The following is a 24993-nucleotide window of genomic DNA, read 5'->3' as shown; positions in this document are numbered from 1 at the left end:
TTTTTCCCAGAGGAAAAGTACCCCCATGGCGCCGCGCTCCAACACCCAACTCCTGGGCTAGGCGGACTCCAACACCGGCCGCCGCTGATCCCGCTCAGTCGTCCACTCCTGAACCGGGTCCTTCTTCTCCGGCGCATTCACAAACTCCCGGAAGCGCTTGCGCTTGTCCGGATCCTCCACCGCGGTCTTCCACTCGCACTGGTAGGTATCGACAATGCCGGCCATGTGTTCTTCCAGCTCGGCACAGATGCCCAGGCTGTCCTCCAGCACCACCTGCTTCAGGTAGTCCAGGCCGCCCTCCAAGTTCTCCATCCAGACACTGGTGCGCTGCAGCCGATCGGCGGTGCGCACATAGAGCATGATCACCCGGTCGATGGTGCGGATCAGTTCCTCGTCGGACAGGTCGGTGGCGAACAGGTCGGCGTGACGTGGGCGCATGCCGCCGTTGCCGCACACGTACAGGTTCCAGCCGTTCTCGGTGGCGATCACGCCAAAGTCCTTGCTCTGGGCCTCGGCGCACTCCCGGGTGCAGCCGGACACCGCCATCTTCACTTTGTGCGGGGCACGCAGGCCCTTGTAGCGGTTCTCCAGCAGGATCGCCATGCCCACGCTGTCCTGCACGCCGTAGCGGCACCAGGTGCTGCCGACGCAGGACTTCACAGTGCGCAGCGACTTGCCGTAGGCGTGGCCGGTTTCGAAGCCGGCGGCGATCAGTTTTTCCCAGATCTCCGGCAGTTCGCTCAGGGTGGCGCCAAACAGGTCCACCCGCTGGCCGCCGGTGATCTTGGTGTACAGGTCGTACTGCTTGGCCACCTCACCGAGCACGATCAGCTTGTCCGGGGTGATCTCGCCGCCGGGGATGCGCGGCACGATGGAGTAGGTGCCGTTCTTCTGCATGTTGGCCATGAAGGTGTCGTTGGTGTCCTGCAGCGGCACGTGGTCGGTGGCCAGGATGTGCTCGTTCCAGCAGCTGGCCAGGATCGAGCCCACCGCCGGTTTGCAGATGTCGCAGCCGTGACCCTTGCCGTGCTGCTTGATCAGGGTGGCGAAGGTGCGGATGCCGTTGACCTTGACCAGGTGGAACAGCTCCTGGCGGCTGTACGGGAAGTGCTCGCACAGGTCCTTGCTGACCTCGACGCCGCGTTTCTCCAGCTCGTTGTCGACCACGGTTTTCAGCAGCGCGGTGCAGCCGCCGCAGCCGGTGCTGGCCTTGGTCTCGGCTTTGACGCTGCCGAGGTCGCTGCAGCCGGCGTCGATGGCGCCGCAGATGTCGCCCTTGGTGACGTTGTGGCAGGAGCAGATTGAGGCGGTCTCCGGCAACGCGTCCGGACCCAGGGCCGGGGCGCCGCCCTGGCTCTCCGGCAGGATCAGGGTTTCCGGGTTGGCGGGCAGGGTGATGCCGTTCAGGGCGTACTGCAGCAGGGTGTCGTAATGGCTGTTGTCGCCCACCAGGATGGCACCGAGCAGGGTCTTGCCGTCCTCGCTGACCACCATGCGCCGGTAATGGCCGGCCTGCTCGTCGTTGAAGCGGATGTTGCGGGCGCCCGGGGTCTGGCCGTGGGCGTCGCCGATGGAGCCGACGTCGACGCCGAGCAGTTTCAGCTTGGTGCTCATGTCGGCACCGGCGAAGGCGGCGTCCTGGTCGCCGTTCAGCACCGCGGCCAGGGTCCGGGCCATGGTGTAGCCCGGGGCCACCAGGCCGAAGATGCGCTGGTCCCACAGGGCGCATTCGCCGATGGCGTGGATGTGCGGGTCCGAGGTGGTGCACTGGTCGTTGACCACGATGCCGCCGCGCTCGCCGACCTCGAGGCCGCTGCTGCGGGCCAGGGCGTCCTGGGGCCGGATGCCGGCGGAGAACACGATCAGGTCGGTCTCCAGGTGGCTGTCGTCGCTGAAGTTCATGCGCAGGCGCGCGTCCTCGCCGGCGACGATGGCGGTGGTGGCCTTCTCGGTGTGCACCTGGACACCCAGTTCCTCGATCTTATGGCGCAACAGGGCGCCGCCGTCGCTGTCCAGCTGCACCGGCATCAGGCGCGGGGCGAATTCCACCACGTGCGCCTGCAGGCCCAGGTTCTTCAGGGCGTTGGCGGCTTCCAGGCCGAGCAGGCCACCGCCGACCACGACCCCGGATTTACCGCCCTGGGCACTGGCGCGAATGGCGTCGAGGTCGTCCAGGGTGCGGTAGACGAAGCAGTGCGGGTGCTCCCGGCCCTCAATCGGCGGCACGAACGGGAAGGAACCGGTGGCCAGCACCAGTTGGTCGTAGCCGTACTCGCCCTTGTCGGTGGTCACGGTTTGGCGGTCCCGGTCCAGACCGGTGACGGCCTCGTGCAGGTGCAGGTCGATGCCCTGTTCGGCGTACCAGTCGGCGGTGCCCATGGCCAGGTCGGCGTGGGTGGAGCCGGTGAAGTACTCGGACAGGTGCACCCGGTCGTAGGCCAGCTGCTTCTCCTCGCCGAACACCAGGATCTGGTACTCGGCACGGGCGTCGGTGGCGACGAACTGCTCGAGGAAGTGATGGCCAACCATGCCATTGCCAATCACGATCAGGGTTTTCTTGCTCATGGTGTCGTCCTCTCTCCTGGGACGCGGCTCAGGCCGCGGCCTCGCAAAATGGTTTTCCAAAGGGCAGTTGGGCCCGGAACGGGGTGATGTCGGTGCCCTCGGCAATCAGTTGCTGGTACCAGGGGCCGTCGCCGGTGTGGCCGAGCAGGATGGCGCCCACCAGGCGGTTGTCGCGCACCAGCAGGTGGCTGTAGCGGCCGGTTTCCAGGTCGCGGGAGATCAGCGATTCGGTGCCGCTGGCCGGTCCGGGCAGGCCGCAGGAAAACACCGGCAGGTCGCTGATCTTGAGTCGGGTGGCCAGCACCGGGTGTTGGAAACCGGCGGTCCGGGCCGGCGTGGCCAGGACCTGGGCCAGGATTTGCGCCTGCAGGTAGCCGGGTTCCACCAGGCCGAAGGTCTGGTCGTCGAGTTCGCAGCATTCGCCCAGGGCGTAGATGTCCGGGTCGCTGGTTTGCAGCCGGGCATCGACCCGGATGCCCCGGCCGCAGTCGAGGCCGGCGGCCTCGGCCAGTTCGCGGTTGGGAACAATGCCGGTGGCAATCACCACCAGGTCGGCGCTGATCAGGGTCTGGTCGCTGAGCTGGACCGCCCGCACCGCGTCCCGGCCCAGCAGTTGCAACGGCGAGGTACCGGTCAGGATGTTGAGGCCCTTGTCCGTCAGGGCCTCGGCCAGCAGCTGGCCGGCGCCGGTATCGAGCTGGCGATTCAGCAGGTGTCCGCTGCGGTGCAGCACGGTCACCGACACCCCCCGGCGCTGCAGGCCGACCGCCGCTTCCAGGCCGAGAAAACCGCCGCCGATCACCACCGCCCTGGGCCGGCTCTGGCTTTGGCCGATCAGATGGTGGGTGTCGTCCAGATCGCGGAAATAGCGCACCCCGGCCAGATCCTCGCCGGGAATGCCCAGCCGCCCGGGTCGGGAGCCGGTGGCCAGCACCAGGGTATCGAAGTGCTGGCGCCGGCCGGTGGCGGTGATCACGGTCCGGTCCTGACGGTCGATGGCCTGCACCGGCTCTCCGTGGTGCACGGTGATGCCGTGGCGATCGAACCAGTCGTCGGGCTTCAGGGTCAGGCTGTCTTCCTCGGCGTCGCCACTGAGCAGGGCCGACAGCTGGATCCGGTTGTAGGCGGGTCGGGCCTCGCCGTTGAACACCACGATCCGCTGGAAGGGCACACGGGCCTGGTCCACCAGCTCCTCCAGGAACCGCTGGGCCACCATGCCGTGGCCACAGACCACCAGGGTGCGCTCGCTGTTCTGGGCCATCGCCTCACTCCCACCTTTTCTACGCAACAAAAAAAGCCGGAGCATCTGGTCCCAAGGGGAGTCGATGGTCCGGCGCCAATGCCAACAACAATGATCTGATGGTCCGGCCGAATCCTTGGCCGGGACATTCATCCTTGCTAAGGACTTAGCGATCTTCGTGCCAGTTTTACTAGTGCTTATAAATCAGTGGGATGCAGATTTCCGGCCCGGCGTCGTCGGGTTTGCCCCGGGCTTTTTGCCCCGTGCTGGGGCGGATTGCACGACTTTGAGGCCTCGGCTGGCCTGGTAATTGCTCAAGTTTTGGTGACTGAGAGAGAACGGCCAGACGCCGGGAGTGGTTTTATGAACACCAAACGCCAACAACACACGCCTGCCGCGCCCACCGCAGCGGACTACCTGATCGCCTCGCGCCAGTGCGAGTTGATGAACCTGCAGTACTTTCTGCAGATGGGCAAGGTGGTCCAGAGCATCAGCAACCTGGTGCATGGCCTGCAACGCGAGCGCGGCGCCTCGAACCTGTACCTGGGGTCCGGCGGCCAGAAATACGCAGACGAGCGCGGGGCCATGGTCGGGGAATCGGACCGCCTGGTCTCGGAGTTCGAGCAGGCGCTGGCGGAAGTGCACGAGGCCCTGACCGCCCATCCGGTCAGCAGTCACCTGCTCAACCACATCGCCAGTGCCCTGCACGGCCTGGAGCAACTGCCGGCCCTGCGTGCCCGTGTCGATGCCCAGGCCCTGTCCGTGGCGGAGGCGACCGAAGCGTACAGCAGCCTGATCCATGCCTTTATCACCGTGGTCTTCGAGGCCGCCGACACCGCCGTGGATCCGTCCATCGCCGGCCTGCTGGTGGCCATGGTGCACCTGATGAACGGCAAGGAATTCTGCGGCCAGGAACGGGCCGTGGGCTCGGCCGGATTCTCCAGCGGTGCCTTCGACAGCGCACTGTCAAAGCGCATGATGCACCTTGTTGAGGCACAGGAACGGTGCTTTGAGGTGTTTGTCAGTTTTGCCGACGAGGACAGCCGCAAACTCTGGCACAGCCTGCGCGCCCACGACCGGGAGGCGGAAATCGAACGCCTGCGCCAGCACGGTTGTTCGGTGGGGCGCTACAAGACCCTGGATCCGGAGCTGGCGGACCGCTGGTTTGCCCTGATGTCCGAGCGCATGGACGAACTGAAGAAGGTGGAAGACGCGGTCGAAGGCAGCTTCCACACCCGCTGTGTGGAACGGTTTGCCGAGGCCCGCAATTCCCTGGCGCACCAGGAAACCCTGATTGCCACCCTGGACCGCCAGGAGCCGCCGGCGCAACCGATGCTGGTGCTGTGCGATTCCGGCGAGGACGCCCGGGCGGGGGAGAGCTGGGACAGCGCCGGCGTCGGCCAGCAGTTTGGCCGGTCGATCTTTGACCTGGTGCAGGAACAGACCCGTCGCCTGCAGCAGATGACGGACGAATTGCAGAGTGCCAAGGAGGCGCTGGAAGATCGGAAAACCCAGGAGAAGGCGGTCCTACTGCTGATGGATCATCGCAAGATCAGCAACGACGAGGCCCACCGGGTACTGAGGAAACTGGCCATGGACCAGGGCAAGAAGCTGACCGAGGTCGCCCGGGCCCTGGTGTCCATGGCCGATGTGCTGAAGTGACGGCCGGGCCCGCTCAGGCCCGGGCCGCCTTCGCGGGTTCGGCGTCGGTGTCGGACTCGGCCTGGCGGGCGGTCCGGCGCGGCGCAATGTTCTCCAGCTTGCGCTGCTTCTCGTACAGGAATTTCAGAACCTCCTGCCGGTAGTGCACGTAGGCCGGGTCGTCCGCCAGGGTCACCCGGTTCCGGGGCCGTGGCAGTTCGATGCGCAGATCCTCGCCCACGGTCGCGGCCGGGCCATTGGTCATCATGATGATGCGGTCGGACAGCAGCACCGCCTCGTCCACGTCGTGGGTGATCATGATCACCGTGTTGTTCAGCTCCTGCTGAATGTCCATCAGCGAGTCCTGCAGGTGGGCCCGGGTCAGGGCGTCCAGGGCGCCGAACGGCTCATCCATCAGCAGCACGCTTGGTTTCATGGCCAGCGCCCGGGCAATGCCCACCCGCTGGGCCATGCCGCCGGAGATCTCCCCGGGGCGCTTGCTGGCGGCGTGCGCCATGTTCACCAGTTCCAGATTGTGGTGGATCCAGTCCCGGCGTTCGGTTTTCGACATGGTCTTGCGGAACACCTGCTGCACCGCCAGTTCCACGTTCTCGTACACGGTCAGCCAGGGCATCAGGGCGTGGTGCTGGAACACCACGGCCCGCTCCGGTCCGGGCGAATTCACCTCGTGGCCGTCCAGTACGCAGCCGCCCTTGGTGGCCTGCAGCAGGCCGGCGACGATGTTCAGCACCGTGGACTTGCCACAGCCGGAGTGGCCGATCAGCGAGACGAACTCGCCCTTCTTGATCTTCAGGTTGACATTATCGAGGGCGACGAACGCACCTTTGGGGGTATCAAAGGCCATTTCCACGCCGGTCAGTTCGAGATGGGATCTAGTCATGGGACTCTCCTTGGCACGCTTGCGTGCACTTTCCATTATTCGTTCCAGGCGACTTTTTTCTGGATCAGCAGCATCAGCCGATCCAGCAGGAAGCCGATAAAGCCGATGGCCAGGACCGCGACCATGATGCGGCTGAGGGACTGACTGCTGCCGTTCTGGAACTCGTCCCAGACGAACTTGCCCAGGCCCGGGCTCTGGGCCAGCATCTCGGCGGCGATCAGTACCATCCAGGCGATGCCCAGGGACACCCGCAGGCCGGTAAAGATCATCGGCACCGACGACGGCAGCACCACCTTGCGCACGTGGGTCCAGAACGACAGCTGCAGCACCCGGGACACGTTCAGCAGGTCCGGGTTGACCGCGGCCACGCCGACGCTGGTGTTGATCAGGGTGGGCCAGAGGCTGCACAGGGTGACGGTGATCATCGAGGTCAGGAACGACTTCTCGAACATCGGATCGTCGCTGACGTAGGTGGCGGACACCACCATGGTCACCAGCGGCAGCCAGGCCAGGGGCGACACCGGCTTGAAGATCTGGATCAGCGGATTGACCGCGGCCTGGAAGTGCCGGTTGAGGCCGAACACGATGCCCAGGGGCACGGCGATGGCCGTGGCCAGCAGGAAGCCGGCCAGCACGGTAACCAGGCTGGTGCCAATCTGGTCCAGGAAGGTGGGCGCGCCCGAGTACGGGCGAATCTTCACCTCGGCGTCCGGGTTCTTGGCCAGGATGCGGTCGTTGCGCTCCTCCTGCATGGTGATGAACTTGTCCGCTCTTTCTCTCTGAGCGGTATGCTCCTGCCAGAGCTGGCCGCCCTGTTCCCAGACCTGGACCGGGCCGGGGAAACTGCCCAGGGAGGTGTTGACCTGGGGCGCGGCCAGGTGCCAGAAGCCCAGGAACAGCAGGATGCCGAGCATGGGCAGCAGCAGTTGCTTGCCCTGCCGGGCCAGTTCAGCGGCGCTGAACCGCTCCGCCAGGGCGTTCAGCCAGCGGGGCGACTCGGAGCCGGAGTTGGTGGTGGTGAGGCTAGTCATGTCGTTCTCCTCGGTACGGCGACCGGTTACGGGGTGTCGTCGCCTTTCAGGCCGATCTCAAAGCTGTCGATGTAGGCGTTGGGCTGGCGCGGCGTGAAGGCGACGCCGTCGATCAGCTCGCCCTGGTACGGCCGGGCAAAGTTGTCCTGACTGAAGTCGGGAAAGTCCTCGGCCTGCATCAGGCCGTCGTCGATCAGGGACTGGGCCGCCTGGGCGTAGATGTCACCGCGGTAGACCCGGGCTGCCGTTTCCATGTACCAGTCGTCCGGTTTGGCATCCGGGATCTGGCCCCAACGGCGCATCTGCGACAGGTACCAGATGGCGTCGGACGGGTACGGATAGGTGGCGTGGTGACGGAAGAACACGTTGAAGTCCGGTACCTCGCGAACGTCGCCCTTCTCGTACTCGAAGGTGCCGGTCATGGAGTTGGCGATGACTTCGGCGTCGGCGCCGACGTAGCTGGGCCGGGCCAGGATCTCCACCGCTTCGGCGCGGTTGGCGTTGTTGTTCTCATCCAGCCAGTGGGCGGCGCGAATCAGGGCCCGCAGCAGGTGCAGGTGGGTGTTGGGGTTTTCCTCGGCCCAGGATTGGGTTACGCCGAACACTTTCTCCGGGTTGTTGGGCCAGATCTCGTAGTCGGTGATCACCGGCACACCGATGCCCTTGAACACCGCCTGCTGGTTCCACGGCTCACCCACGCAATAGCCCTGGATGGTGCCGGCTTCCATGGTGGCCGGCATCTGCGGCGGGGGCGTCACGGAGAGGTGCACGTCCGCTTCAAGAGTGCCGCTGGTGTCGCCACGCTGGGGCGCGTAGAAGCCCGGGTTCAGGCCACCGGCGGCCAGCCAGTAGCGCAGCTCGTAGTTGTGGGTGGACACCGGGAACACCATGCCCATGCGGAACCGTTCGCCCTCGGCGCGGGAGGCTTCCACCACCGGTTTCAGGGCACTGGCACTGATCGGGTGCACGGGCTTGCCGTCTTCCTGGGGGATGTGCTGGCTCATGGTCTCCCAGACCTGGTTGGAGACGGTGATGCCGTTGCCGTTCAGGTCCATGCTGAAGGCGGTGATGATGTCGGCCTGGGTACCGTAGCCGATGGTCGCGCCCAGGGGCTGACCGGCCAGCATGTGGGCGCCGTCCAGTTCACCGGTGATGACCCGGTCGAGCAGGACCTTCCAGTTGGCCTGGGCTTCCAGCTCGACAAACAGACCTTCGTCCATAAAGAAGCCCTGCTCCCAGGCAACGGCCAGCGGCGCCATGTCGGTCAGTTTGATGAAGCCCAGCTTCAGGTCCGGCTTTTCCGGCTCGCCGATGGCGGCCTGGGCCAGGGGTGCGCTGGCGATCAGGGAAACCGCGGCGGCCAGGCCGGCCAGGTGCCGGAGTGACCCGGAGACGGTGGTCAGGGATGTCGTCATGGTGCTTACCTCGCAATGTGCTTCCGGGCAAAAAAAAGCGCCTGCCCTCCGTGTCCCGGAAGGCAGGCGCCGATGCCTGCTGGAGCTCTGATGATCTAAAATGTTCATGAGGTGCTTCTGCACAGCCTGTGCCAGTCACGAAAAAAACTGTGAAAACAGGCCGCTAAACCAATCGGTGCAAATCCAGGCGGGTCGGGGTCCGGCAGGGTTCGAATCGTTTTAGTGCGTGCTGCGCCATTTATGCACCATTGTGAGCCGCGCCCCGGGCGGTTCCGGATCGCGCCCTGATCGGCAACCGGCCGCCAGGCCCCGGCACGGGCCGGTGCCGGGGCCTGGGGCACCGCTGGCCCTGATATTGCAGGTTCCTTTTAAGAGTGCATTGAAGAGTGCTTTGAAGGGCGCTCTCCAGTGCGCTCTCAGGTTCCCTTGCCCCTACCTGGCAAGCACCACCAGACACAGAGACACACCAACGAGATCAGGCAAAGAAGCCCGCTGCCCGCCCCGGACACCCCGGTTGCGGCCAGCGGGCTTTTTCGTTGTCAGCAGAGAGGAATGGACGTGGACAGCAGAACCCAGCCGCCTACCAGTGTACGGACCACCTGCCCCTACTGCGGAGTGGGCTGTGGCGTCTCGGCCAGCGCCGACGGCGTCAGCCCCGACCCTGCCCATCCGGCGAACCAGGGCCGGTTGTGCGTCAAGGGCTCCGCGCTCCAGGAAACCCTGGTGCCGAGTGGCCGCCTGTTACGCCCCCGGGTCAATGGCCAGGACCAGGACTGGCCCGAGGCCCTGGCGGCTGCGTCCGGCGCCATTCGCCAGGCCATCGCAGAGCACGGCCCCGGTTCGGTGGCCTTCTACCTGTCCGGGCAGTTGTTGACCGAGGATTATTACGTCGCCAATAAGCTGGCCAAGGGCTTCATCGGCACGCCCCACGTCGACACCAATTCCCGGCTGTGCATGTCTTCGGCGGTGGCGGCGCACAAGCGGGCCTTTGGCGAGGATGTGGTGCCCGGCTGCTACGAGGATGTGGAACTGGCCGACCTGCTGGTACTGGCCGGCAGCAACGCCGCCTGGGCCCATCCGGTGCTGTACCAGCGTATGAAAGCGGCCGGCCGGACCGGCCGGCGGGTGGTGGTCATTGATCCGCGGCGGACGGCGACCGCGGAGCTGGCGGATCTGCACCTGAAGCTGAAACCCGGCACGGACAGTGTCCTGTTCAACGGTTTGCTGGTCTGGCTGTCGGACCAGGACGCGGTGGACCGGGCCTACCTGGCCAATCACTGTCAGGGCTTCGAACAGGCCCTAGCGGCCGCGCGTCAGAGCGCACCGGACCTGGCGGCGGTGGCCCGGCACTGTGATCTGCCGGTCGACGAGGTCGCCACCTTCTACCGCTGGTTTGCCGACACCGCGCGCACGGTGACCGGGTTTTCCCAGGGCATCAACCAGTCGGTGGCCGGTACCGACAAGTGCAACGCCATCATCAACTGTCACCTGGCCACCGGCCGGGTCGGTCAGCCCGGGGCCGGGCCCTTTTCCCTGACCGGGCAACCCAATGCCATGGGCGGTCGCGAGGTCGGTGGACTGGCCAACACCCTGGCCGCCCACATGGATTACGACACCCCGGGCGCCCGCGTCCGGCTGGCCGAGTTCTGGGGCGCGGACCGGATCCCGACCGGGCCGGGCCTGAAAGCGGTGGATCTGTTCGACGCCGTGCACCGGGGCGAGATCAAGGTGCTCTGGATCATGGGCACCAATCCGGCCGTCAGCCTGCCCCAGGCCGCCCGGGTGCAGGACGCCCTGGCCCGGTGCCCGACGGTGATCGTGTCCGACTGCGTGGCGGAGACCGACACCACCGTGCACGCCAACATCCTGCTGCCGGCCGCGGGCTGGGGCGAAAAGGATGGCACGGTCACCAATTCCGAACGCTGCATCTCCCGGCAGCGGTCGTTCCTGCCCCTGCCCGGTGAGGTCAAGCCGGACTGGTGGATTCTCAGCGCCGTGGCCCGGGAGCTGGGGTACGGCAAGGCCTTCGGCTACCAGGGGCCGGCCGACATCTTCCGCGAACATGCGGCGCTCTCGGGGGTGGCGGCGCGCGCCAGTGGCGGTCATCAGCGCTTTGACATCAGCGCCCTGAGCGCGCTGTCGAATGCCCGCTACCAGCAGCTGGAACCGGTGCAGTGGCCGGTGTTCCAGGGCCCGACCGGTCGCCTGGACGGTACCCGGCGGCTATTCAGCGACGGTCGTTTTGCCACCGCCGACGGTCGCGGGCGGCTGATTCCGGTGCACACCACCGCGCCCGGTCAGCAGCCCACGGCGGCTCAGCCCCTGGTGGTAAACGCTGGCCGCATCCGCGACCAGTGGCACACCATGACCCGCACCGCGCTGGCGCCCCGGTTGCTCAGTCACCGGCCCGAGCCCTTTATCGAGGTTCATCCCGACGACGCCTGCGCCCTGAACCTGGCGGAGGGTGACCTGGGCCGGCTCACCGGTGCCAGCGGCGAGGCCTTCGTCGGGCGGGTCCGGGTCACCGGGGACCAGCGTCCGGGGGAGGTGTTTGTGCCGATTCATTGGAACGACCGCTATGCGTCCCGGGGCAAGGCCACGGCGCTGATGCAGCCGGTGACCGATCCGGTGTCCGGGCAACCGGAGGGCAAGCACGGGGTGGCGAGCCTGGTCCCGGTGGCCTGTCGCTGGCAGGCCCGGTTGCTGCGGCGGCCGGGGACCGACTGGCAGCCGGACAAGGCCAGCCCCGGTGGCTACTGGAGTCGACAGCCCCTGAGTCACAGCGACAGTTGGTGGTTGGCGGGCCAGCAGCCGGTGGACTGGGCGCGGGAGGCGGATGCCTGGCTCGGCGGTGCCCCCCAGGTGCTGATGGACGACCCGGCCAGCGGCCGGTTCCGCGCCGCCCGCATCCGGGACGGCCGGCTGTTGGCGGTCCTGCTGGTGGAGCCGGTGGCGTCCGAACTGCCGGATCTGGCCTGGCTGGATCAGTGTTTTGGCGCCGAGCGCCTGAGTAAGGAGCAACGCCACTGCTTGCTGGCGGCGCGGGCGGTGGATACCGAGGACGTCGGCGCCCTGGTCTGCAGCTGCTTCCAGGTTGGCGAACACCAGATTGCCAGCGCCATTCGTGCCGGCCACACCAGTGTCGAAGCCCTCGGCCGTAGCCTGAAGTGCGGCAGCAATTGCGGTTCCTGCATTCCGGAGTTGCGCGGCCTGCTGGCCCAGCACGCGGTCAGCGCCGCCGAGGTGGCGTCCTGACCGGCGCTAGCCGGCTTTGCGCAGCAGTTGCAGTGGCACCCGGTAGCGAACACCCCGGGCCAGGCCAGTGCCCTCGATGGTGCAGGTCTTGCGGTTGACCCGCCGGATCCGCCCCTGCACCACCCGTTTGCCGGCCTCGAAGGCCACCACTTCTCCCACCTGCCAGTGCGCCCGGGTTCGGGCCGGATCTTCCAGGGTAAACGTCGCGGCCGACAGTGGCAGCGCCTGCTCGGCCGCCCGGGACGCCAGGTCCCGGCGGACGGACTCGGCCCGGCCGCTGCGGTGCAGGTCATCGAGAATCCGGTAGAAGTGCCGGTTATGGACGGAACCGCGGTAGCGTTTGCCGGCACTCTGTTGCAGCAGGTGCGCGAACTCATGACAGCAGGTGTGGGCCAGCAGGTTGAGCGGACTGAGCTGGCCGTCGAAGTAGCCCCGCTTCAGGATTTCCCGGCTGGACAGCCAGCCCTGGGCGGTTTCCGGCCGTTGCTTGGCTTCGATCATGCGCACACCGTAGGTGATCAGGTGCTGTCGGCGCTCGGGATCGAATCGGTGGTAGGTGGCCTGGCCCGAGCCCACCCGGCAGCGCAGGGCGTTGTCGGGCGGCCGGCCAGTCCATTCGCCGGCGGGGAGCCAGAGCGAATCGAAGGTGGTGTCGCACATCAGTTGGCCCAGTTGCCGGGCCATTGAATGGTTCATCAAGCGGGTACTTACATCGGCCATGTCCGCCTCTGATCATACCCGCTACTGGCGGGCCGGCAAAACCGGCCCATCAGTGAACCCGCGAACCGGTCTGGGCCATCAGGCCTCGAACGGTGAGCGCCAGTCGTCGGCACCGGAGGTCCCGGCCACGGCGTGCTCCCAGGTGACCTTGCGGTAGGACAGAGAGGTGGTGACCAGCTGGGTGTAGTCCGCGCTGGCGGCGTCCTGGCAGTGCGGCATGGTGCACTGGATGTCGATGATGGTGGCATCCTCGAGGATGGTGGAGAAGAAGTGCTCCTGCTTGCCCTCGACGGAGGTGCGGTACCACTTGAGCTCCACCTTCGGCAGCATCTCACCGGAGGCCAGGGCGTTGTACATCAACGGCGTGGCCTTGTTCAGGGCCGAGGTGAACTTGAACGGCTTGTGCACGCGCTGGCCCGACGGCTGACCGGACTGGGGGTCGGTGGGCACGGTCACCACGTGGCTGAATTCCTGCACCAGCACCTCGTCCTCGTGGCCTTCAACGTAGATGTTGCCGACGGAATCGGAAGTAAAGGCGCCGGCGGTGATGTTGCCCTGGGTCTGGCCTTCGATACTGATATAACAAGGGGTTGGCATTGTCTGCTCCATGACGGTTGGATTGAAAGAGTGTCCTTGGCAGTTCCTTGGACACCAATGCCAGTACAAACCCTGTGCCAGTAAAGAAAAGACTATATAAAACAGTGAGTAAGCAGAGTCCTGTCGAATCGCGGCCGGGTTCCGGGCAAGCCGCCGCCCGAGGGTCGGGCAAGCCCCTGCTGGCCGGGCCAGTTCTGGCCCGGGCGGGTTCATGCCAGCACCGGTTCAGCCCAGGGCGAGCGCGGCCAGCAGCGCCAGCAGCAACAGCGCGGAGACGCTCTGCCAGAAGGTCACCGGGTGTCGGGTGATCAGCGGCGGTCGCTGCCGGCGGTGCCAGTCGGCGCCGGGTTGACGCAGGTCGTGCAGGAACTCCGACAGCGCCGGATAGCGGCGGTGGGCGTCCGGGTGCAGGGCCCGGGCCAGAGCCTGATCCACCCACACCGGCACATCCTCCCGGAGCGGGCGGGCCGGCTGATAGGTCAGCCGGCGCAGCTGACCACGACTGCGGATTTTCGGGACCTCGGCCTGATAGGGCAGCCGCCCGGTCAGCAACTGGTAGGTGATGACCGCCAGGGAAAACTGGTCCGAGCGCCAGCTCGCCGGCTCGCCCAGGAACAGCTCTGGCGCCGCGTACAGGGCGGCGCCCCGGGGCGTCAGGTCGGCGTCGTCGGTGCTGAGTTCCTGCAGGCCGGCGACCCGGGTGGCGCCAAAATCAATCAGGGTCACCCGGCCGTCCGCGTCCACCAGCACGTTTTCCGGTTTCAGGTCCTGATGCACCATTTCCAACCGATGGAACGCCCGCAGCCCGCGCCCGATCTGCTCGACCAGCCCGCGCACGGTTTCCAGGGCCGGGGATGGGTGGTCCAGCAGCCATTGTTTCAGGGTGCGACCCTCGATGAACTCGGTCACCAGGTAGACCCGGCTCCGGGGCCGTTCTGGCGCGAACGGCCGGACCACATGGGAATTGTGGATGCGCCGGGCGATCCAGTCCTCGGCGGCAAACTGCTCCAGGTAGCCGGGGTTGTCGCGCAGGTCCGTGGACGGCACCTTCAGCACCACCCGGGTCTGGCTGGCCTCATCCACCGCCTGGAACACGTGGCTGCGGGCGCTGGCGTGCAGCTGACGGACGATCCGGTAACCATCCAGCACCTGCCCCGGGGTCAGGTCGCCGGCGAACGGCAGATGGCTCAGTTCCCGGTGCAGTTCCGCCGACTCGTTGGCCTCCGGCAACTGGTCGATGCGGAGGATCTGTACCGTGAGGTTGTCGGTGCTGCCCGCCGCCAGGGCCGCCTGACCGATGGCCTCGGCGGCCGCGGACAGGTCCGTGCCGTGGTGCCGGAGCAGGTCGGTGATCGCGGTCTCGGGCAGGTGCTCGTAGATGCCATCGGTGACCAGGACGAACAGGTCACCCACGGCCAGTGAGGTCTGGCGGTAGGCGAGGTCGAGCCGGTCTTCCATGCCCATGGCCCGGGTCAGGCAGCTCTCGGTGCGCGACAGCCAGAGCCGGTGGTCGGTGCTCAGCTGTTCCAGGCGTCGGCCCTGGACCCGGTAGATTCGGGAATCGCCCACATTGAACAGGTGCGCGGTCCGGGACTTCAACACCATCACGCTCAGGGTGCAGACATAGCCCCGGTCGCGGTCGTAGCGGTACTGGCTCTGGCGGGTCTGGGCATGGAGCCAGGCATTGGTGGCGCGCAGCACCCGCTGCGCCGATTGCTTGACCGACCAGGTGTCGGGGGTGGAGAAGTAGTCGTTCAGGAAACCGGTCACCGCGGCTTCGCTGGCGACCTGGCTGACGTTGCTGGAACTGATGCCGTCGGCCAGGGCAATGGCGATGCCCTTGGTCGAGCGCTGATGCCGCTCCGGCACCAGCAGACCGTGAAAATCCTGGTTCTCGGCCTTGCGACCGCGATCGGAGTACTGCCCGACCGAGATTTCCAGTGCCGTCGCCATCAGTCAGCCCCCGCCCGGCGGGTGCGCCGGTGGGGGCAATCCGGCCGGTGCGGCGGCCGGAATGCAACCGGGTTCAGGCACGGTTGGCCAGCGCCGAGTCGTCGAAGGCGGCCGGGGCCGGACGCTTCGGGGCGGTGCGCACATGGGTGGTGTACAGGGTCAGGCCAGTGAAGGCCAGGCCGCCAACCAGGTTGCCCAGTACGGTCGGGATCTCATTCCACCACAGGTAGTCCATGACCGAGAACTCACCGCCCATGATGATGGCGGACGGGAACAGGAACATGTTCACGATGGAGTGCTCGAAGCCCATGAAGAAGAACAGCATGATCGGCATCCACATGGCCAGAACCTTGCCGGCAACGTTGGTGGAGATCATCGCGCCGACCACGCCCATGGAGACCATCCAGTTGCACAGCATGCCGCGGATGAAGATGGTGGCCCAGCCGGCGGCGCCGTATTCGGCGTAGCCAAGGGTACGATCTTCGCCCACGGAGGCAATTTTGGCGCCGACCGCGCCGGGATCGGTGTTGAAGCCGTAGGTGAACACGAACGCCATCATGAAGGCGACCGTCAGGGCGCCGCCAAGGTTGCCCAGGAAAACCCAGCCCCAGTTACGCAGGATGGCTTTCGGTGTCACCCCCGGGCGCTTGTCCAGCAGCGCCAGCGGCGTCAGCATGAACACGCCGGTGAGCAGGTCGAAGCCCATCAGGTAGAGCATGCAGAAGCCGATGGGGAAGAGCACGGCGCCAATCAGGAACACCCCGGTCTGGACCGCGACGGTGATGGCAAAGGCGGCGGCCAGTGCCAGGATGGCGCCGGCCATGAAGGCCCGGATCAGGGTGTCCCGCGTTGACATGTAGATCTTGGATTCACCGGCGTCCACCATCTTGGTGGCGAACTCGGCAGGCAAAATATAAGACATAGCTCGGTCCTCTGGCCCACAAAAAAGACGGCGCAGCCCACCGCCCGGGCTGCTTGACCTGCAGCGGTGAACAGACGCCGTCGTCTGAAAGATTTCTGTCGCTGTGAACGAAACCGACATTGGTTCCGTTAACGGGACCGGTGCGAAGTCCGTGCCAGAGTTTGGGCTTGGCTAGCTAATCTCAGTTTTTTCAGTAGCTTGGGTGGGGCTGGTTCGGGCAGGGCAGGCATCCGGCGGCGCCGGTCGCAGCAACCTTGGCGCACCTGAGCGGTGCGTTTTGGTCCGGCCGTGCTGCAGACTGGCCCAGTTACGGCGCCTGGGATTAACGCAACTGGAAGCGCACCGGCAGGGCGTAGCTGAAACTGCGGCCGGTCATGTCGGCGGGCACTTTTGGCAGGGGCTCCGCCTGTTTGAGCATGGCCAGCGCGGCGTCGTCGAGCAGGGCGTGACCGGAGGCATTCGCCAGCTGGTAGCTCAGCAGTTGGCCCTGGCGGTTGAAACTGAACACCAGCACCGGCGTGCCTTCCTGGCCCAGCCGCCGGGCCCGGCGGGGATACTCGTAGAATCGACCGAGGTGCCGGCTGAGCCGGCTCAGGTAGTTGTCGACGGCCTCCGAGCGCCCGGCATTGAGCTCGATCTGTCGATCCTGGGGCAGTTGATCCGAGGCCTGGTCGGCGCTGTCGGCAGCGGCGGCCGCCGGCTCGGACGTCGGCTCGGCTGGGGTCGGCTTTGGATCGGACTGTGGTTCAGGCTCGGGCTCTGGTTTTGGCTCAGGCTCAGGTTCCGGTTCCGGTTCGGGCTCGGGTTTTGGTTCAGGCTCTGGTTCTGGTTCTGGCTTCGGTTCAGGTGCAGGCTCTGGCTCTGGCTCTGGCTCAGGTACGGGTGCCGGGGTGGACTCTGTTTCCGGCTCGGGCTGACCGGCCAGGCTGATACGCAACGCGGGGGCGGTGTTGACCGCGGCTTCGCCGAGCGGCACCAGCCTGGCGGGTGGCTCCGGACTGAACAACCAGACCGCGGCAGCGGTCAGGCTGACGGCGAGCGCCAGCAATAGGGCCTTGGTGCGGGGCGATGGTCGGGTCACGATTCCGGCTCCGTGAGCAGCAGGATTTCGGTGAAGCCGGCCTGCTCCAGTGCCCGGAACAGTTCCTCGAGCTGGGCCATGCTCAGGCTGCTGGCGGCGGCAATGCGGAGTGCCCCGGCGTCCTCCGGCGCCGGCAGTCGCGCCGCAAGCTGGTCCGCAGCGACGGCCTGTCCGGCCACCAGCCAGTCGCCGTTGGCGCGCACCATGAGGTCGGCATCCGGTTGCTGGGGCTGGCCCTCGGCGCGGGTGCCGGGCAGCTCCGGCAGTGGCTCTTGCGCCAACTGGCCGGCGACGATGAAGAACATCAGCAGCAGGAAGACCAGATTGATCAGCGGCAGCAGGGCGTCTTCTACCCGCTCCATGAGACCTTTGCCGGCGTGGGCCGGTGGCGGTACCAGATCGGTCATGGCGTGGTTCCGGAGTCCCGTTTCCAGTGGCTCTGGATGGCGGCGGCATCAAGCTGGCCCAGGGTCTGGGTGAAATGCCCGAGGCCGGTTTCGGGGCGGGTGCCGACATTGACTTCGGTGATGCCGGCCCGCACCAGTTCGGCAACCAGGGCCTCAGACGCCAGGGTCCGGTTCTGCCAGCGGATGCGGCCGTCGTTCAGCACGGTCAGCTCGGGCAGGGGCTGGCCGTCGGCGGCCTGTCGGTCCGGGGTGGCATTGGCCAGCTCCAGGTGGCCCACGGGTAGCAGGCGACTGGTCAGCATGAAGAACACCAGCAGGATGAACACTACATCAATCAGTGGTGTCATCCGGATGGGCATGGGACGGCTGGGGCGGGGCTCAACCAGTTGCATGGGCGAACCGGGGCCGTCCCTGGTGACGAATCTCGCTGGGGTCCGGTTTGGCCGGGGCCGGCTCGGCCGATGGTGCATCGGCCCTGGCGCCGGTGTGGTCCTGGTTCAGCACCGTGACCAGGGTGGCATTGACGGTCTTGTGGATCCGACGCAGGCGGAATTCGACCCAGGCGGCCAGGGCGGCGAACGGGATGGCAATCACCAGGCCGGCCGCGGTGGTGGTCAGGGCCTCGTAGATGCCGCCACTGAGCTGGGACGCGTTGGCCCGGCCCTCGGTGGCGGCCATGGCGCTGAACGCCTCCATCATGCCCATGACCGTGCCCAGCAGACCCAGCAGCGGCGCCAGGGCCGCAATCACCTCGATGATCTTGAGGGGCGCCTCGAACGGTTCGAGTGCCTGCTGGGCATCCCGCGCCACGGTGGTGCGGATCTGCTGCAGGTCCCGGCCCTGCTGGCGTGCCTCGATGGTGTCGAGCACCAGGTGCAGCAGCGGGTTCATCCGGGCGTAGCGGCCGGCCTGACGACGCAGGTCATAGGGGCGCACCCGGTCGGGGGCCTGCTGCCAGTCGGCAACCAGGGCTTTGATCCGGCCGCTGAGTCGGGGGGCGTACAGGGTGCCGGTGAGGATCAGATAGACAAAGGTAATGGCGCCGATCGCGGCAAGAGCAATGAGCACGATCATGACCGGACCGCCCATTTCCAGCAGTCGGGCCAGCAGGGGATTCAGCGATTCGGAGGACGCGAGCGCGGCAGTATCGGACATCAGAGACGACCCCGGTTTCTAGAATAGTGATGTAAATGATAAATATTCTCACTGCGATTGCAAGGTGTAATCTGACAAATGGGGCGTCTCTGGTAAACTGCGGTTATTCAAAGCCATGACGCCCGGACCGGATCATCGCCCGATCGGTAAGCCCTGGAGACCGACCATCCTTTCGACCCACCCCCCTTTCCCAGCTGGACGCCGGTGATGATTAGACGCTGGTTCGGAAGCCTCGTGAACCGCGCGGTCGTTTTGGTCGTGGTGGTGATCCTGTTGTCGGCGCTGGTGGTGTCCCTGGCTGGCGCCTGGCTGAGCCGGGGCGAACTGGAGCAGCAGGCCACCAAGCAGGTCGAGACCATGGCGCGGCTGGTGGCGAGCGAGTTGGACGACAAGCTGGCGCTGCGCCTGGAGACCCTCAGCCACGTGGCCGAGAGCTTCACCATGGATGAGGCCGTGCTGGGGGCCCGGGCCCGGATCCTGATCCGGCAGCAAACCGCGCTGCAACATCTGTTCGACGGCCTGTACCTGATCGATGCCGAGGGGCGGGTACTGTCGGAATACCCGGAAGCATTCCAGCAAGTCGGTGTGAACGTCAGCCATCGGGATTATTTCCAGGACGCCTCCCGGTTCCTCACGCCGGTGATCAGTCAGCCCTTTGTCTCCAGTTACCAGGACCAACCCGCGGTGATGGTGGCGGCGCCGGTGTTCGATCATCGGCAGAAATTCATCGGCATCATCGGTGGCGCCCTGCGGCTGGGGGGCGAGACCTTCATGCAGGAGTTCGCCAACACCCGGATTGGCGAGACCGGCTACCTGGGCGTGGCGACCCGCAGCGGCGTGACCCTGGCCCACGGCCGAACCGGCGCTGTGATGGTGCCGGTGCGGGTCGAGAATCCGGTGCTGACGGCGGCCATGGAGGGGTTCGAAGGCACCCGGCAAACCCAGAATGGCAATGGCGACAAGACCATCATGTCGGTGCAGCAGATGGACCAGGTGCCCTGGTTCGTGGCCGCGGTCTGGCCGGCCCGGGAAGCCTATGCGCCGATTACCCGCATGGCCGACGGGTTTGTCTGGACCCTGCTGGCGGTCATTGCCGTGATCGCGCCGGTTGCGCTGTTGACCTTCCGGCGCCTGATGGCCCCGCTCACGACCCTGGGCCAGCAGATCAACGAACGCCACCTGGGCATCCGCACGGCGCCGGTGCAGGTCGCCGGTGGGCGCGAGATTGGTCAGGTGGCGGAGATCTTCAACACGGTGATGGACGAGCGCGACGAGGTGCTCGGCTCGCTGGCCGATCGCGAGGCCTTCTTCCGGTCCCTGACCCAGAGCGCGCCCATTGGCATCGTGCAGTCGGATGTGCTCGGGCGCATCGAGTTCGTCAATCCCGCCTTTGAGTGCCTGATCGGCCGACCGGGCTCGGAACTGCAGCATACCCACCTGATGAGCGGGGTGTACGAGGCGGACCAGGCCGAGGTCATCCGGGGCTGGAGGCAGGCGCTGAAGAACCACGAGGTGTTCCGGGGCCGGTTCCGGATTCCCAGCCAGGGCGAACGCGAGCTGATCTGGGCCGACGTCATGACCGCGGTCATCGACACCCCGGACAAGACCCTGGGCAGCATCACCGTGGTGCGCGACATTTCCCACCAGCTGGAGGTGGAGGAGGCGCTGCGGGAGGAGCAGCAGCGGGCCGAGAGCATCCTCGGGGTGCTGCAGGAAGGGGTCCTGATGGTTGACGTCGAGGGTCGCATCCGCTACGCCAACCAGGCCGCCTGCCAGTTCCTCGGCACCGGCGGAGACTGTGTCCAGCAGAACTTCTTTAACCTGGTTACCATCCGGGACGGCGACACCCCTCTGGGGCATCAGGCCTTCCTGACCGGTGCCAACGTCGACAGCCTGTACGCGACCCTGGACAACCGAAGCGGCGAGCGGTTCGACATTGACCTGACCATGCTCCATGTCCGCCAGGGCCGGCACAACGAGCGGATGGTGTTTGTGATCCGCGACGACAGCGAACGCCGGCGCGAGGAAGAGCGCCTGTCCTGGGAAGCCACCCACGACAGCCTGACCCAGCTGCTCAATCGCCGGGCGTTCAGCGCCTCCCTGGTGAAATGCCTGGCCGCGGTGCCCCAGCAGTCGGTGTCGTCGGTGCTGATGCTGATCGACCTGGACCATTTCAAGCCGGTCAATGACGAGGGCGGTCACCTGCTCGGCGACGACCTGCTCAAACGCCTGGCCGCGCTGTTCGCCGACACCGTGCGCAAGGCCGACACGGTGGCGCGCCTGGGCGGCGATGAATTCGGCATCATCCTGCCCGGCTGCGGCCTGGAGCGGGCGCAAACCCTGGCCGAAGCCATCCGGGCCGGGGTCCAGGCGCTGCGCATCCAGCAGGATGGCCGCGACTTTGGCGTGACCGCCAGCATCGGCCTGACCGAACTCAGCCCCAACGACAGTGGCCCACGCGAGGTCATGGCCCGGGCGGACGAAGGGTCCTACATCGCCAAATCCCGAGGCCGCAACGCCGTGGTGGTGGTGCCGGTGCCCGAAGACGAGCAGCCGCCCTCGGCCTGACTCTCAGCCCCACCAGCCAGAGCCCACCCCCGCCTGCCACACCAGCCGCAACGCCAGCGCGGTCAGCACCACGTTGAAAATGCGGTGGAACCACCGGTTACTGAGGGATCTGAGCGCGTGCAGGCCGAGCCAGGTGCCGGCGAAGCCGCAGGCGATCATGGCCAGGATAAACGGCAGCCAGTCGGGAAACACAAAGCCCGCGACGGTGAACACCAGGGCCTTGGGGGCATGCTGCAGGGTCATGGCGGCGGCAAAGGTGGCGACCGTGGTGAAGCGGTCGCGGTGGATCTGCTTGATGAACGCCGCCACCAGCGGCCCGGTGGCGCCCACGAACAGGCTGACGAAGCTGGTCAGCCCGGACGCCAGGAAAATGCCCGCCGGCCCGAACGAGGCCTTGGGCAGGGACGGACCCCAGCACAGGAACAGCACGAACAGGGCAATGGTCAGCTGCCAGACGGTGGCCGGCAGGTCCACCAGCAGCCAGGCGCCGAGCAGGGCACCGGCCACCACGCCGGGCGCGAAGGCCGCGATCACCGACCAGTCGATCTGGCGGCGGGTCAACACCGCCCGGCCGCCGTTGGAGCCGAGCTGAATCATGCCGTGCACCGGAATGATCGCCGCCGGCGGCAGCCAGCTGGCCATCAACACCAGCAGCAGGACCCCGCCGCCCGCCCCCAGGCTGGCGGTGATCATGGAGGTCAGGGCCGAGCAGGCGAGCAGAAACAGGGCAACGGACAGGCTGAGGCTGTCCGGAATCAGGGTCAGTTCCATGCACAGAATTCCGTGGTGTTGAGCCGGGGCGAGCGGCACAGGGCTTCGGTCGCCAGTTGGACGTCAGCGACATAGTACAGCGAGGCCAGCCCCAGTCGATCCCGACCCAGGTTGTGGAACACCATGCCGAAGGCGATGTCGCCGGCGGTAAAGCGTTCGTGGTGGCGGGCAAAGTAGCTCGCGGGTCGGGCCAGCTCGTCGTCGGCCAGCAGCGCCTCCACCCGACCGGCGCCGCCGTGATAGGCCTGGACCAGCAGCAGGGTGAACAGGCGCTGCTGTTTGTTGGCGGGCAGGTGGCCGAAGCGGGCCTCGAACGCCGGCCGCAGGTTGCGGGCGTTCTGATGCATCAGCCGCAGGGCGCAGTCGATCTGGGCCAGCCGGTGCCAGTAGTTGCGGGGCTTGATCCGGCAGTCCGCCAGCGCCGAGGGCGACAGCTGGAGGATGCCCCGGGCGTTGGCCCCGGAGTGGGCGCGGACCCGGCCACCGCTTTCGATCAGCAGCTGGCCGGCCAGATACCGGGGCAGGGCCTGGGGCAGCGCCAGCCGGCCCTGGTCCTGACGGGTTTGATGCACGTATAGCAGGGCCTGGTGCAGGGACCCTGGCTGCTCGCTTGAGGCAAACGACAGGTCATCCCAGGCGCCCCACAACCGGTCTGCCGGCAGGGTGCCCAGGTAGCGGGCCACCGCCTCGGGCAGGTTGACGTGGGGTTGATCGCAGGCGAGGGCGAAGGGATAACCGGTCTGGCCGGCCTTGCCCGGCAGCCAGGTGTCGACCCGGCCGTCCGCATGCAGCCGCTGGCGGGTCCGGTTCAGCAGTGCCTGGGTGTCCTCGCGGCTGTCGCCGTCGGAGATCCAGGCCAGGAACTGGCCGCGCATGTCGAACAGGATGTGACGGTCGGTCTCGGCGCAGTAGCCGGATTCGCGCAGGACCCAGCCGCGAATGGTGAGGATGTTGCTGTACACCCCCTGGCTGACCCAGTAAGGCGAGGCCCGTACCACCTGGGTCCAGTTGTCCCCGGTGTCGGTCTCCTGGCCCTGGGCCCCAAGGCTGGGCAGGAGGCTGCCGGCCAGGATGAAAACCCCGGCAAGCTGTCGTAAGCTCTTCACTCTCCACGTCATAGGCGTTACATCCGTGACCGTCCGGCTATCACAATAACAAACGGAACCGAACATGAAACAATCTGAATACCTGCGCTACGACGCCACCGCACTCGCCGACCTGGTCCGCCGGGGCGAGGTCACGGCCCGGGAAATCTGCGAATCGGCCATCGAACGGGCTACCCGGGTCAACGGCACCCTCAACGCCGTTTGCTACCCGCAGTTTTCCGAGGCCCTGGAACAGCGTTTTCCCGAACAGGCGGCCTTCGCCGGCGTTCCCCTGTTGCTGAAGGACCTGGCCCAGGAACAGGCGGGGCATCCGTGCACCTACGGTAGCCGCAGCCTGACCCAGAACGTCGCGGCCCAGGATTCGGAGTTTGTCCGCCGGGCCCGCGACGGCGGCTTGGTGTTTCTGGGGCGCACCGCCACGCCGGAGTTCGGGCTCAAGGCGGTGACCGAATCCGTGCTCTGGGGCCCGTCGCGCAACCCCTGGGATACCGAGCTCACGCCCGGCGGCTCCAGCGGTGGCTCCGGGGCTGCGGTGGCGGCCGGCATCGTGCCCATGGCCGGTGCCAACGACGGTGGCGGCTCGATCCGGATTCCCGCCGCCTACAACGGCCTGTTCGGGCTCAAACCCTCCCGGGGCCGGATTTCCAGTGGCCCGCTGGTGGGCGAGGCCTGGACCGGCGCCTCCTCCGATCACGTGGTGAGCCGCACCGTGCGGGACAGCGCCGCCATGCTGGACCTGCTCAGTGGCCCGGCCCCGGGGGATCCCTTTGCCATTCCCTCACCGCCGGGGCCGTTTGCCGATCTGATGCAGCAGTCACCGGGGCGCCTGAAGATCGGGGTGTTCACCGCCTCGCCCTATGGCACCGAGGTGGCGCCGGACTGCGTCGCCGCGGTTGAGGCCACCGCCCGGGTGTTGGAAAACCTGGGGCATGAGGTCGAGTATGCCCAGCCGGATTACGACGGCATGGCGCTCGCCCGCTGCTACCTTGGCTTGTATTTTGGCGAGGTGTCGGCGTTGATGGCGCGGGCCCGGGAGGAGTTTGGCGCCGGTGACGACGACTTCGAGCTCGAAACCCGGCTGCTGGGCATGCTGGGCAACAGCATGCCGCTGTCGGACTACGTCCGGCGCCGGCAGCAATGGAACCAGTTTGCCCGGGCCCTGGGGGTGTTTTTCGACCGCTACGACCTGTACCTGTGCCCGACCACCGGCCAATTGCCGGCGCGCATTGGCGAGCTGGACACGCCGGCGACCCTGAAACTGGCCGCCAAACTGATGCTGGCCCTGAAGGCCGGCAAGCTGGTGCACCGCACCGGCCAGGTCGATCAGATGGCGTTGGAGAGCCTGGCGCGCACCCCCTTCACCCAACTGGCCAACCTGACCGGTACCCCGGCGATGTCCGTGCCCCTGCACTGGACCGCGGCCGGCTTGCCGGTGGGCGTGCAGTTTGGTGGGCGCCATGGCGACGAGGTGCGTCTGCTGCAGCTGGCGGCCCAGCTGGAGGAAGCCAGTCCCTGGTTCGGCCAGTACGAGCGCCTGGACGACGCCTTCGACGGCTAGGGGTTGTGATCCGCTCGCCGAAACTCCACGTTTATCTTTGTAGTCGGAACAGGCTATGCTGTCTGTCAGGAGGACCCCGGTTTTCCTGACAGACCCTGATGGCATCG

Annotated in this window: 19 protein-coding genes; 4 read left to right on the top strand and 15 right to left on the bottom strand. The window is 66.7% G+C overall.

Annotated features, from left to right (window positions below):
* Positions 1-57: 57 nt before the first annotated feature.
* Positions 58-2565: a nitrite reductase large subunit NirB gene (gene nirB, locus U5822_RS05180; protein ID WP_322854563.1), complete on the bottom strand. Its 2508-nt coding sequence runs from the start codon at positions 2563-2565 to the stop codon at positions 58-60.
* A 28-nt stretch (positions 2566-2593) separates the two neighbouring features.
* Positions 2594-3826, bottom strand: a complete 1233-nt coding sequence (locus U5822_RS05175; RefSeq protein WP_322854562.1) for an NAD(P)/FAD-dependent oxidoreductase — start codon at positions 3824-3826, stop codon at positions 2594-2596.
* Between the two features lie 342 nt (positions 3827-4168).
* Here U5822_RS05175 and U5822_RS05170 point away from each other — a divergent pair, with 342 nt between their 5' ends.
* Entirely contained in the window at positions 4169-5467 is a 1299-nt protein-coding gene (locus tag U5822_RS05170; protein ID WP_322854561.1) for a nitrate- and nitrite sensing domain-containing protein, read from the top strand.
* Positions 5468-5480: 13 nt separating this feature from the next.
* Here U5822_RS05170 and U5822_RS05165 read toward each other — a convergent pair whose 3' ends face one another.
* Genes U5822_RS05165 through U5822_RS05155 form a run of 3 tightly spaced genes read right to left on the bottom strand, consistent with a single transcriptional unit; the run spans position 5481 to position 8793 of the window.
* A complete protein-coding gene (locus tag U5822_RS05165) occupies positions 5481-6347 on the bottom strand; it encodes an ABC transporter ATP-binding protein (RefSeq protein ID WP_322854560.1) in 867 nt (288 codons plus the stop codon).
* 35 nt (positions 6348-6382) lie between these two features.
* Entirely contained in the window at positions 6383-7378 is a 996-nt protein-coding gene (locus tag U5822_RS05160) for an ABC transporter permease (RefSeq protein ID WP_322854559.1), read from the bottom strand.
* Between the two features lie 26 nt (positions 7379-7404).
* The gene (locus tag U5822_RS05155; protein WP_322854558.1) at positions 7405-8793 is read right to left on the bottom strand and encodes a CmpA/NrtA family ABC transporter substrate-binding protein; all 1389 of its coding nucleotides are present in this window, start codon (positions 8791-8793) and stop codon (positions 7405-7407) included.
* 558 nt (positions 8794-9351) lie between these two features.
* On the opposite strand from U5822_RS05155, the gene U5822_RS05150 reads away from it, so the two are divergent.
* Positions 9352-12048 carry a nitrate reductase gene (locus U5822_RS05150; RefSeq protein ID WP_322854557.1) on the top strand — a complete coding sequence of 899 codons (2697 nt, stop codon included), beginning with the start codon at positions 9352-9354 and terminating at the stop codon, positions 12046-12048.
* Positions 12049-12054: 6 nt separating this feature from the next.
* Here U5822_RS05150 and U5822_RS05145 read toward each other — a convergent pair whose 3' ends face one another.
* The 8 genes from U5822_RS05145 to U5822_RS05110 form a co-directional block, all read right to left on the bottom strand.
* A complete protein-coding gene (locus U5822_RS05145; protein WP_322854556.1) occupies positions 12055-12768 on the bottom strand; it encodes a hypothetical protein in 714 nt (237 codons plus the stop codon).
* Between the two features lie 78 nt (positions 12769-12846).
* A complete protein-coding gene (locus U5822_RS05140) occupies positions 12847-13365 on the bottom strand; it encodes an Hcp family type VI secretion system effector (RefSeq protein WP_322854555.1) in 519 nt (172 codons plus the stop codon).
* A 225-nt stretch (positions 13366-13590) separates the two neighbouring features.
* Positions 13591-15318 carry a bifunctional protein-serine/threonine kinase/phosphatase gene (locus U5822_RS05135; protein ID WP_322854554.1) on the bottom strand — a complete coding sequence of 576 codons (1728 nt, stop codon included), beginning with the start codon at positions 15316-15318 and terminating at the stop codon, positions 13591-13593.
* 73 nt (positions 15319-15391) lie between these two features.
* Positions 15392-16240, bottom strand: a complete 849-nt coding sequence (locus U5822_RS05130; protein ID WP_322854553.1) for a formate/nitrite transporter family protein — start codon at positions 16238-16240, stop codon at positions 15392-15394.
* Between the two features lie 322 nt (positions 16241-16562).
* Entirely contained in the window at positions 16563-17321 is a 759-nt protein-coding gene (locus U5822_RS05125) for an energy transducer TonB (protein ID WP_322854552.1), read from the bottom strand.
* Positions 17318-17728, bottom strand: coding sequence for an ExbD/TolR family protein (locus U5822_RS05120; protein WP_322854551.1), 411 nt, complete (start codon positions 17726-17728; stop codon positions 17318-17320). Before U5822_RS05120 ends, U5822_RS05125 begins: the two co-directional genes overlap by 4 nt.
* Positions 17725-18120: an ExbD/TolR family protein gene (locus U5822_RS05115; protein ID WP_322854550.1), complete on the bottom strand. Its 396-nt coding sequence runs from the start codon at positions 18118-18120 to the stop codon at positions 17725-17727. The genes U5822_RS05120 and U5822_RS05115 overlap by 4 nt, the downstream gene beginning before the upstream one ends.
* Positions 18107-18883 carry a MotA/TolQ/ExbB proton channel family protein gene (locus U5822_RS05110; protein ID WP_322854549.1) on the bottom strand — a complete coding sequence of 259 codons (777 nt, stop codon included), beginning with the start codon at positions 18881-18883 and terminating at the stop codon, positions 18107-18109. The genes U5822_RS05115 and U5822_RS05110 overlap by 14 nt, the downstream gene beginning before the upstream one ends.
* Positions 18884-19117: 234 nt before the next feature.
* Between U5822_RS05110 and U5822_RS05105 the strand changes: the two genes are divergently transcribed.
* Positions 19118-21451 (top strand): diguanylate cyclase domain-containing protein, encoded by a 2334-nt coding sequence (locus U5822_RS05105; RefSeq protein WP_322854548.1) that lies wholly within the window; start codon positions 19118-19120, stop codon positions 21449-21451.
* A 3-nt stretch (positions 21452-21454) separates the two neighbouring features.
* On the opposite strand, the gene U5822_RS05100 is transcribed toward U5822_RS05105, so the two are convergent.
* On the bottom strand, positions 21455-22222 hold the full coding sequence (locus U5822_RS05100; protein WP_322854547.1) for a sulfite exporter TauE/SafE family protein: 768 nt from the start codon (positions 22220-22222) through the stop codon (positions 21455-21457).
* Positions 22213-23340: a hypothetical protein gene (locus tag U5822_RS05095; RefSeq protein WP_322854546.1), complete on the bottom strand. Its 1128-nt coding sequence runs from the start codon at positions 23338-23340 to the stop codon at positions 22213-22215. The genes U5822_RS05100 and U5822_RS05095 overlap by 10 nt, the downstream gene beginning before the upstream one ends.
* Before the next feature lie 52 nt (positions 23341-23392).
* Between U5822_RS05095 and U5822_RS05090 the strand changes: the two genes are divergently transcribed.
* A complete protein-coding gene (locus tag U5822_RS05090; RefSeq protein WP_322854545.1) occupies positions 23393-24886 on the top strand; it encodes an amidase in 1494 nt (497 codons plus the stop codon).
* Positions 24887-24993 lie beyond the last annotated feature (107 nt).

Source organism: Marinobacter qingdaonensis, from assembly GCF_034555935.1.
In the GTDB taxonomy this organism is placed as follows: Bacteria; Pseudomonadota; Gammaproteobacteria; order Pseudomonadales; family Oleiphilaceae; genus Marinobacter; species Marinobacter qingdaonensis.
This window is presented reverse-complemented; position numbering and strand designations above follow the sequence as displayed.